At 34.0% G+C, this 11,243-nt stretch carries 7 protein-coding genes; 3 read left to right on the top strand and 4 right to left on the bottom strand.

Features of this window, described 5'->3' with window-relative positions; all coding sequences use genetic code 11:
* Positions 1 to 406: 406 nt before the first annotated feature.
* Together F6K40_RS30340 and F6K40_RS30335 are read right to left on the bottom strand one after the other, a co-directional pair.
* Entirely contained in the window at positions 407 to 1,684 is a 1,278-nt protein-coding gene (locus tag F6K40_RS30340) for a dicarboxylate/amino acid:cation symporter (RefSeq protein WP_293141304.1), read from the bottom strand.
* A gap of 79 nt (positions 1,685 to 1,763) precedes the next feature.
* The gene (locus F6K40_RS30335) at positions 1,764 to 2,960 is read right to left on the bottom strand and encodes a transporter substrate-binding domain-containing protein (protein WP_293141302.1); all 1,197 of its coding nucleotides are present in this window, start codon (positions 2,958 to 2,960) and stop codon (positions 1,764 to 1,766) included.
* 1,532 nt (positions 2,961 to 4,492) lie between these two features.
* Here F6K40_RS30335 and F6K40_RS30330 point away from each other — a divergent pair.
* Both F6K40_RS30330 and F6K40_RS30325 read left to right on the top strand, forming a co-directional pair.
* A complete protein-coding gene (locus tag F6K40_RS30330) occupies positions 4,493 to 5,140 on the top strand; it encodes a histidine phosphatase family protein (RefSeq protein ID WP_293141300.1) in 648 nt (215 codons plus the stop codon).
* 534 nt (positions 5,141 to 5,674) lie between these two features.
* Entirely contained in the window at positions 5,675 to 6,436 is a 762-nt protein-coding gene (locus F6K40_RS30325; protein ID WP_293141298.1) for a YebC/PmpR family DNA-binding transcriptional regulator, read from the top strand.
* 1,159 nt (positions 6,437 to 7,595) lie between these two features.
* Here F6K40_RS30325 and F6K40_RS30320 read toward each other — a convergent pair.
* Together F6K40_RS30320 and F6K40_RS30315 are read right to left on the bottom strand one after the other, a co-directional pair.
* The gene (locus F6K40_RS30320) at positions 7,596 to 8,246 is read right to left on the bottom strand and encodes a L,D-transpeptidase (RefSeq protein ID WP_293141296.1); all 651 of its coding nucleotides are present in this window, start codon (positions 8,244 to 8,246) and stop codon (positions 7,596 to 7,598) included.
* A 109-nt stretch (positions 8,247 to 8,355) separates the two neighbouring features.
* Positions 8,356 to 9,018 carry a L,D-transpeptidase gene (locus tag F6K40_RS30315; protein ID WP_293141294.1) on the bottom strand — a complete coding sequence of 221 codons (663 nt, stop codon included), beginning with the start codon at positions 9,016 to 9,018 and terminating at the stop codon, positions 8,356 to 8,358.
* A 607-nt stretch (positions 9,019 to 9,625) separates the two neighbouring features.
* Here F6K40_RS30315 and F6K40_RS30310 point away from each other — a divergent pair.
* Positions 9,626 to 10,522 (top strand): GIY-YIG nuclease family protein, encoded by an 897-nt coding sequence (locus tag F6K40_RS30310; protein WP_293141292.1) that lies wholly within the window; start codon positions 9,626 to 9,628, stop codon positions 10,520 to 10,522.
* The last annotated feature ends 721 nt before the right edge of the window (positions 10,523 to 11,243 follow it).

The raw sequence follows: 11,243 nt of genomic DNA, 5'->3' as shown, positions 1-11,243 counted from the left end.
TCTACATTGATAAAAAAGTGTATTGAAAAATACTCTTTTCTCCTGAAAAAGCCGATTCAAGACTTAAACATAACTTGTCTATGTTGTCAAGTTTTATGTTAAGAAAGATGTTTATAAAGCATAGCTTTTTAAGGGGGGCAGGGGGGATCTAAAACTGTATCTCACCAATTTGAGAAACGCTATATTATCAATTCTTACCTCCTAACTCCTGATATCATATCCGGATAAGAGCGTGACAAAAACTTTTTTTTGCTTGTAGTATAGATCTAGCCCTATAAATATCTATGTTTCGGGCTAAAACTATACTACAAGTTTTAATGATAACTATTCAACCGGACATGATCTAAATCCTGACTCCTGACTCCTAAGAACAGAGACAATGTAGTAATATTTTATGAAGTTGGTATTAAACTTCTAATGTTTGAGGTTCAGCGGTAAATGTTGCTGATTGTTTGGAATCAGCGATCGCTGCTGTGGCAGCAATTCCAGTATGAACAATCACTAAAGTTCGGAAGGGGTCAATAATTGGGTCAATGGCAATCAATAGTACCAATATAGCTTCTAGTGGTAAACCTAATGGCTTTAACACTAAGTCCAACACAGTTAAAGTTAAAATTCCTGTTGCTCCTGCTGTTGCCATCCCAGCTAAAATTGAAGCCATTATGATAATCATAGAACTGGATAAGTTTAATTGATTATTATAAAGTTGAACTACAAAAACAGAAGTAGCTGCAAAATAAGCAACTGGCCCAAATCTACAGACAGTAATTGCCAGAGGAATCACTAAATTAACTGTTTGTTTATTAAAATTTAGTTCTTCAGCTAAAGAAGAAATAGAAGAGGGTAAGCAGGTAAAACTACTTCGAGTTACCAAAGCTAAAATTGCTGGTTTTTTTAAAGTAATTATAACTTTCCATAAAGAACAATCTGCTCTTTGCCAGACCACAAATGTACTAATTATATTAATAATAAAAAATGCTAAAAGTACAATAATCACAAAATTTTTCATGGCAGCTAAAATGCCAAATCCAGTCTCTGCTATTTGGCTAGCTAAAAGACAGCATAAACCTATAGGTAAGAATAAAATTATCCAATCAATTAACAAGTTAGATGTTTTAAACACCATTTCAAAAATATTAAATACATCTTCTTTATGAGATTCTTTGAGGTATCCCATTGCCACACCAAAAACAATGGCAAAAAAAAGCGTCTCTAAAGCATTACCTTCGCTTAAAGACGCAAAAATATTTTCGGGAACTAAATTGAATAAAAAAGATATTAAAGTTGCTTCTTGAGGGATGATATTAGGCTCCCCATTCAGAGATATCTCTAAATCTAATTCCGCTCTGTTCACAATTAGACCCAAAGCTGTTAAGCTTGAATCATCTAAATTTCCTCCTGGATTACTTAATGCTGTAACTATGGCTGCAACTGCACTTACACCAACTAATCCAATTAAAAATACAGTTAAAATACGTTTGACATATTTATTAGCGTCATCACTACCCATTAGTCTCCCTACACTCATGGTTATCGCTGAAAACAATAATGGCAAAACACACATTTTTAATAACTGAAGATAAAGCTCTCCGTAAGGAGTTAAAACCTGACTAAAATTCTTTTGAAAAATTCCCAAATATATTCCTAGTAAAATTCCAGGAACAATAGACCATGGATTACTCAATACCTTGATTAATGAATGAAAATTAAATCCATTCAATCGTTTCTTTTTAATCATAATAAAAATGATAAAAGTTTTGATTTTAATTGAGTTTAGATAAACTTGATTTTTCTAATAACTCAGAATATTCACTCAACACACTATTAACACTATAGTTTGTCTCGGTAAATTTTAGGTATAAATTGACAAATTCTAACAGATGATTGCTAGACCAGGGTAGAGCGATCGCTATAGGATCTTGAGTATCTTTCAGAGCAACAGTTTGAAATTTCAAAGCCACATTTGGTTGGTTGATAACAATTTTTTTTACTTCTAATTCATCACGATAAGCTGCTAATATATCTCCTTTAATTGCGCCTTTTATAACATCTTCCCAATTCCCATAACTAACAATTGTAGCATTGGGAAATTTTTGTTTTGCAAACATTTCATAGGAGGAACCATTAATTACTCCTATTTTACCCTCAAAGTTTCTCAAAAATTCTGCTGTATCTTGATTTTTGGCAGCTTTGGTTAATTGTAGTCGATTAAGTAAAAAACCATGGCGCAAGGTAACATAAGGATTAGAAAAAGAAATTTTTTTGGCTCTATTCAAAGTTTGACTTAGTTTGGAAATAGCTAAATCTGCTTCACCTTGAGCGACAATTTTAACCACTTCATTAAAAGTTCTAGCACTACGATTTAGTTGAACTTCAACTCCCAGACTTTGAGCTAAACCTTGGGCAATTTTTATATCTAATCCTTCCAATTCACCCCTTTCATTTTTCACAAAAAAAGGTGCATTATCGTACTCTATCATGGCAACAATTAACTTACCTCGGTCAATAATTTTTTTGATGTCTGGTGATAGTAAATCTACTGAAAAAGAATTTTGAGGAAAACTATTACTATTAATAGTCTCTTCCATAAAAGAAGAGGTTTCCGGATCTACTTTTCCTGTTGCTGTCAATTCCAAACTCATTTGAAAATCATCAACTGCTTCCCCTGTTTTTTTTCTATCAACTTTATCTGTAGCTCCAGGGGAAATTTTTTGGTTTAATTTAGTTTGTAGCTTGATAACATCATATTCTTGCTTGTTTTCAGTTAATTGTGAATCTGAAGGGTTAGCACCCTGGAATTTTTCTGTATTTCTGACCTGAGAAATTTTTTCTGTTTGTTCGTGGGAAAAAGAATTTGCAGAATATTCTATTTTAATAAAACTTGTCAGAAAAACAACAATTCCGAAAACAACCAGAGTAAATTTTAGAATGAGATGCTTTTTTTTAAAGAATTCATCCATGAGATCGTTCGCCTCCAGAGGCTAGCGTGGATTTCCAGACATCATCTCTATATCATAAATAACTGAGCGTGTCAACTATTCAGACAAAATTTTTGACATTTTTAGATATCGCTACTAATAGAATATACTAAGTTGGGCGATCGCTCATATCTTTAAATTATCAGGGTAAGACAAAAAGCGAAATGGTTAAAACGATGGAAAAAAACTACCTTTTTAAAGGAGGATTTGGTGTTTGTTACATTATGTCATAGCTACAAAAAAATAGCCCCCTCTTTTGGAGGAAGCCTCAGCTAAGTAATAACAAACAAACCAAATACCGTAAATACATAAGAGTGAGTAGTTGATTTTTTTACTAATTTATAAATATCAGGTATTTTAGTGGTTTTTTTAAGAGTTGGTAAAGACAATCAATAGTTTGATTAAGTGTTGGTAAAGGGACGGAATATTTATGGCCACTATCTGAAAATTCAGGTTGATTGGATGTCTGAATGGTAATACCATTTCACGGAAGTCAAGAGTGAAACTTTGACCCTATAGTAATTTTAGGAAATTATTTCATATCTAAAGTTGGAAATTATTTGTGATATCCTTAAAGTGAATTAGTATGACATCTTCTATCAGTAATCTCTAGTAACAGATTGGCAACCTCATACACCATACTCATAGCCAAAAAAATAGCTCCCCCTAAAAGAGGAAGCCTCAGTTAAATTACAACACACAAACCAATACAATAAACAATTAAATAAAGGGTGAATACTTAATTTTTTTATTGATCGATAAGCCCATAATAACAGCTATTTCAATAATTTTGTTTAAATATTTAGTAAAGATTATCAGTAGTTTGATCAAGTTTTAGTAAAGGGACTTAAAATTTATGGCCATTTCCTGGGAATTAAAGTTTCTTGGATGTTTGACATACTCCCGACGTTGCCCTTACGGGAATTATAGGGATTCTTCAGTCTGGGAAACCCTGACCGCTGTTTAGACAGAGGTGATGTCCTCCCCCTGTTTTGACTTTTACAATAACAAAATGCTCTTAGCTTGTGTCTTGGGCATATGAACGTTTAGCTTATGAAGGTATCCGAATCCGGGCCCAGGCTTTCATTCCGACGCTCCCCCTCCCCCCTTTCCAAGGGGGGTTAGGGGGGATGGAGAGCGCGGGACTTCCCGCCAGGAAAGTTAAATAAAAATATCTTCAATTAGTAATTTCCAGCAACAGATTGGCTACATCATAGTAGTAACACAAAAAAACAGCTCTCTCTTCTGAAGAAGTCTGAACTAATCACAACACACAAAACCAATATAATAAATAATTAAATTACGATAGGGGTATATACTTAATTTATTGATCTATAAATGAATACTAGCAGATATTTCAGTAGTTTTGTTTAAAGATTTGGTAAAGATCCTCAGTAGTTTGATAAATTTTTCGTAAAAGCACGGGAGATTTATGGTAACTGCCTAAAAATTCAGGTATCTCGGATGTCCTAATTGCTATATATTTAGGATGACAATCTGTAACGGATGAATTTATGTCCCAAAAAACAGTCTGGATAGCAAGGCACGGAAACCGTATCGACTTTGTTAACCCTGAATGGTTTAATACTGCGAAAAGACCATACGATCCCCATCTTTCAGATGATGGTCTCCTTCAAGCACAACAATTAGCAAACCGTTTAATTGGGGAAAATATCACTCAGATTTTTGCTTCTCCTTTTCTCCGAACTGTACAAACTGCCAATGAAGTAGCAGCAGTTCTTGATTTAACCATCAAGTTAGATTGGGGTTTGTGTGAATGGTTGAATCCAGAATGGATGCCTGCTATGCCAGAAACTCTATCTATAGAAAATCTTGCCCAAACTTATCGCAGAATTGACCTTTCTTACAATGAAGGTACTCCCCAATATCCCGAAACCTGGGAAGCTTGTATGAAGCGTACAGGAGAAATTTCTCGGCGTTTAGTGGTAGAGTTTCCTACAGAAAATATTTTATTGGTGGGGCATGGTGCTTCAGTTATTGGCACTGCTGCTGGATTAGTTGGTGAAGTTGCTCAGAGTAAAGTTAAGGCTTCTCTTTGTTGTTTGGTCAAAATTGTTCAGCGAGAAGAAAAATGGGTCATAGAATTAAATGGGGATACTTCCCACCTAGATAATAGAGAAAATACTGTCAGGTTTATTTAAAGAATTAGGGAGTAGGTGAGTAGTGGAGTAGGGGAGTAGGGGAGTGGGGGAGATTGAATATTGATAAAATTGAAATTATAAACATATATAAACATATACTGTATAACTGAATTCTATATTAGAAGTTAGAAGTATTGGAAAAACTGAATCCTAAATCTCTTTTGAAACCTCCTTTAATCAAACCCTCTATTGAAGCTAGATAAATTTTGAGAAAGAAGCCAGTAGGGAGTAAGGGAGTAAGGGAGATTGAATATTTATGATTTTATAAATATATAATGTATAACTGAATTCTATATTAGAAGTTAGAAGTATTGGAAAAACTGAATCCTAAATCTTTTTTTAAATCTCCTTTAATAAAACCCTCTATTGAAGCTAGATAAATTTTGAGTTAGAGATGCGAGAGTTACTAAGCTATGAGAACAGTAATATATTATTGTATGACAATTTAGTAACTATTTCACAAAATTTTTTTGACCTGTAAATAGTTATCAAAATTGCTGAAGTGAGGAGAGATTTTTTACAATATTCGATTTTATGGCAGGACATAGTAAGTGGGCAAATATTAAACGCCAAAAAGCAAGAGTAGATGCTGTTAAAGGAAAAGTTTTCGCTAAAGTATCTCGACAAATTATTGTTGCTGCTCGTAGTGGAGCTGACCCTGATGGTAATTTTCAGTTACGCACGGCGATCGAGAAGGCCAAGGCAGCAGGTATTCCTAATGATAATATTGAGCGGGCGATCGCTAAAGGTTCGGGGCAGTTCAATGATGGAAGTCAACTGGAGGAGATTCGTTACGAGGGTTATGGTGCTGGAGGTATAGCGATTCTAATTGAGGCATTGACAGATAATCGCAACCGCACAGCGGCAGACCTCAGAAGTGCGTTTACAAAAAATGGTGGTAATTTAGGCGAGACTGGTTGTGTGAGTTGGATGTTTGTCCAAAAAGGTGTGGTAACTATTACAGGAAGTTATGATGAGGATGAGTTACTGGAAGCTTCTGTGGAAGGAGAAGCGGAATATTATGAAGTAATTTCGGAAGATGATTTTCAAGGTGCGGAGGTCTTCACGGAAACTACTAATTTAGAAAATCTCAGTCAGGTATTACAAGAAAAAGGCTTTGATGTTAGTGAGGTAGAGTTTCGGTGGATTTCTAGTAATACTGTTGAGGTGAGCGATCCGGAGCAGGCCCGATTACTCCTCAAGTTAATGGATGCTCTTGAGGATCTGGATGATGTACAGAATGTCACGGCTAATTTTGATATCCCAAATCAACTTTTGAATATTCTAGCGAGTTGACATACTCCCGACGTTGCCCTTCTATTCCCCCCTTTCAAAGGGGGGTTAGGGGGGATGGAAAAATAGGAATTCTGAGCGTCTGGGAAACCCTGACCGCGGAGCATGACAGAGGTGATGTCCTCCCCCTGTGTTGACATTGATAATAACAAAATGCTCCTAGCTTGTGTCTTGGGCATATGAACGTTTAGCTTATGAAGGTATCCGAATCCGGGCCCAGGCTTTCATCCCGACGCTCTCCCTCCCCCCTATGCACGGGGGGTTAGGGGGGATGGAGAGCAAGGGACTTCCCGCCAGGAAAGTTAAAAAACATAGTTAATTAGGAGTCAGGAGTCAGAAGTCAGGAGTCAGAAGTTAGGAGGGAAGAGAATTTAGGAGGATTTTTTAATAGTTGAAGATGATATAAAATCCGCTTGAACAGTCGTCTGCAGCAACGATATGAAGCAATCTCCTAAACATAAGAGATTGCTTCCTTCCACAGAGTGTAAGTCGCTGCGGACTTAGTGATAGTAATTAGCCGGATTCTATATGAAATATTTTTTTGTACTGAATCAAGCGGACTTGATATTACTTGCTCTTAATACAACAGATGTTCTGTTGAATAAGAGTTGAAAAATTCATACTATTCAAATTTTTTCTTTCTCTTAAATTATCAATTCAGATATTCTATTTAATCAGAATATTCTCTTGAATAAGAATTGAAAAATTCATACTATTCAAATTTTTTCTTTCTCCTAAATTAAATTCTCAATTCAGAATTTAGAATTCAGATGTTCTCTTGAATAAGAATTGAAAAATTCATACTATTCAAATTTTTTCTTTCTCCTAAATTATCAATTCAGATATTCTATTTAATCAGAATATTCTCTTGAATAAGAATTGAAAAATTCATACTATTCAAATTCTTTCTTTCTCCTAAATTAAATTCTCAATTCAGAATTATGAATACAGATGTTCTATTGAATAAGAGTTGAAAAATTCATACTATTCAAATTTTTTCTTTCTCCCAAATTATCAATACAGATATTCTATTTAATCAGAATATTCTCTTGAATAAGAATTGAAAAATTCATACTATTCAAATTCTTTCTTTCTGCTAAATTCTAAATTCTGAATTCTAAATTCTGAATTCTAAATTCTGAATTCTAAATTCTGAATTAAACTATGGTTCTACTACCACCTCAGTACCTACTTGTACTTTCTTAAATAAATTAACCACATCCTCATTGTACATCCGTACACAACCGTGGGAAGCAGCATATCCAATGGATTCTACAGTGGGAGTACCATGAAACCCAATAGTGTCTTTGCCGTCTGTCCAAAAACCAATCCACCTCAATCCCAGAGCAGTATTTGGCCCCGCTGGCATTACCTCACCCGTCCAGGGATTCTGCCATTGAGGATTTTCTACCAGTTGAATAACCTTGAAATTCCCTGTAGGAGTTTCCCAACCTGCTTTACCCACCGCTACAGGATAACTAGCAATTTCTTTTTCTCCTTCATATACATATACCCGTCGTTCCCCTAACCGAAGTACCACACGAACTAGCTCTTCTGCTTCTATACCTAAATATTCTTCAAAGTCTTTGATAGCTTGATCCAATTTTGGCATTAAACCACCAAATGGTATTCTATTTTCTACCTTTCTTTGCTGATTATAATTATTTGTCTCAGCATTAGGGGTAGAAGCTATGGCTAAATTTTTACTAAATAAAATAATTGCTGTGGTTAGGAAAATAGCTGTGAAATTATATGTTCCTCGGCTAATTTTATTAATAAGATATAGCCATTGATTTGTGGTAGATTGCGTCATTTTTCACTCCTCATGTATCAAATCTGGATGTTATTAAAAAGTAATGTGAAAGAAAGTTTAATTCAGGTTAGATATTAAAAATGTTTGAACTAAACTCTATTGGTATTTTTTAAGGTTCTACCAGAACAGTTGTACCAATTCCGACTTTTTCAAATAGAGCTAGTACATCTTGGTTGAACATTCTAACACAACCATGAGAAACTGCTTGTCCTACAGTTTCCTCATTGGGCGTTCCATGAAAACCTATGTAATTTGTGCCATCTGTCCAAAAACCAATCCATCTTTCCCCCAAGGGATTTTCTGGACCAGGAGGTATGATTTCTCCTGTAAAAGGATGTTTCCAAGAAGGATTTGATATTTTTTGGATAACTTTGTGAGTTCCTGTAGGAGTTTCCCATCCTTCTCTACCAATAGCTATTCGGTAACTGGTTTTTAATTGGTCATCTTGATAGACATAGACGCGACGATCGCTTAATTTTATGACTAAATGAATTTTTTCATTGGGTTTAATATAAAGTTCATGTAGGTTTTTTTTTGTAGTTATTGATTTAGGTTTTATTTGTGCTTGGTATTCAATTAAATCTGTCGCGTTTGTAGAAACTCCAGATTTATTTTTTATTGGAGTAGATCCATGAACTTTTTGCTGTGTGTAATTGAGTAAAATAACTATTCCTAAACTTAAACATATTAGTCTGTATAAGTTACTGATATTTATATAGATTAAACTGATATTTTTACGTTTAAAATATTTTGTTTTAACTAATTTTTTCATGTAATAAGTCAATCCTTAACTACCAAAAAATCTTAATTGTTTATTGTAATTGAAAGTTTAGTCACTAGAAGGTATCTTTAAGGAAATCAGAATTCAGAAGTCAGAAGTTGTTTTTGTAACAACGTTTCGCCGATCAAGGCGGGGTTGGGCGACCCAATTATTTTGATAAAATAAATCTTATTTGCAGGAGATAATCGTATAAATTTGAGCGATCGCTGTTATGAAAATAGGTTGAATTTAAAAAGCTGAAAACTTTTTTATCCTTGGGCAAATACACCCTTGCCAACCATTGCTGGTGGTCTGGAATTAGCTTGAGCTTCTGATTAAAGAATTCTATAAATATTTACAATAAATATTTACCGAATAATTAATAATTAAATAATTCAGCTTTGTTAGCTTCCCCTTTTAAGAGGAAAAAGCGGTTGTTTCGCTGCGCGACATGAAAAGCGGAGCTTCCCGAAGGGTGGGATGGCGTTTAGCTAGCGCAAAACGCCATATCCAATCAACCAAAAGAAATAAATTTTTTCATTAACTGTTAATCCTCTCCTTTTTAGGGATAAGTAATTATCCATTATCCATTAATAAAAAGTATTTACCAGATCAAACTATGAATAACTTACCTAATTTTTCAGGGAAATACAGCTTAAGAAATCGTTCTTGTCTTCCTGATATACCAGGAATTTACTTTATAGGAGATGAGCAAAATCAAATATTATATATAGGTCAAGCTCAAAATTTAAGAAAGCGTTGGGCAGGCAAAACTCATCATCGTTATAAACAATTTGCTAGAAAAGGATTGGATAAAATTTATATCTACTATATTGAAGCACCTCTATCAGAATTAGATGATTTAGAGAAAAAATACATTGAGGAAATTAAACCACTACAAAATGATACTAAAGTTAAAGAATATCTGCCAAAAAAAAGTCCGAAGCTTTCTGAGTTGCAACGACTATTAAAACTACCTAATACTCCTTTATTCCCATCAGCTAAATTTGACAATATAAATGGTGTTAAAGTTCCTAGGGAAGATTGGGATATGATTCGTGGGTTTATTGCTGGAATTGATGATACTGAAAATATACCTCTGATTTTGGTTATATGTCAGCAAAATATGGGTCAGTTATTGTGGAATAGAGTTAATCACAGAACAAAAAAACGTTTTTGCACTTATGATGCAGAAACAAGATGTTTTTTGATTAACTTAAGACAAGTAGTTTTTGTATTTGTAGAATTATTTAGCCATACAATTTCACAGCATGTTTTTAAAGTTATACATCCTTATCTTACAAACTCCAATAATTTTGGAGTCACGGTCAAAAAATTAACAAATATTCCTACTTTAATAGAATCATTAGATTTAGATTTACCACAAGCATATACAGAAACAGAAAAAATCAGAAAGGAGACAGAAAAAATCAGAAAAGATTATCTTTTAACAGTTAGCAAGAATCTCAAAATTTTACCTGATGACTTTAAACTAAATGAAAAACTTGTCTGGTAAAAATAAGCGATTTTTATCTCTCATATTCCTGTTACAATGCTGTTTCAATTTTTTGTTAATAAACTATATTTGGAGCCTTGATTTAGGGTTGCTTAGGCGACAATAATTTCACCAAATCAAATAATATTTCCCTGGTCGCCATAACCCATGAAATACTAGATATTTGAGGCGTTTATTTAGATTTATTTTACTGAAAAATTAAAGTATAAAACCTCTCCATTCATGGAGAAAAAGCAGTCGGAAAGCGGAGCATGACCTAGGATGGGATGAATAGTTTACCGGCGCCATATCCAATTGACTAAGAGAATAAAAAAAATCCTTTTAGTCAATCCTTCTATTACAGAAGAGGTAGTAAACCCCCCCCTATCAGGGGAGGTCTTTAATTGTTAACTATTAATTGTTGAACTGATGACTTTAAACTAAATGAAAAACTTGTCTGGTAAAAATAAGCGATTTTTATCTCTCATATTCCTGTTACAATGCTGTTTCAATTTTTTGTTAATAAACTATATTTGGAGCCTTGATTTAGGGTTGCTTAGGCGACAATAATTTCACCAAATCAAATAATATTTCCCTGGTCGCCATAACCCATGAAATACTAGATATTTGAGGCGTTTATTTAGATTTATTTTACTGAAAAATTAAAGTATAAAACCTCTCCATTCATGGAGAAAAAGCAGTCGGAAAGCGGAGCATGACCTAGGATGGGATGAATAGTTTA

This window comes from Okeania sp. SIO3I5 (assembly GCF_010672085.1).
Taxonomy (GTDB): Bacteria; Cyanobacteriota; Cyanobacteriia; order Cyanobacteriales; family Microcoleaceae; genus Trichodesmium.
The sequence above is the reverse complement of the archived record's forward strand: the minus strand, read 5'-3'. Positions and strand labels throughout refer to the sequence as shown.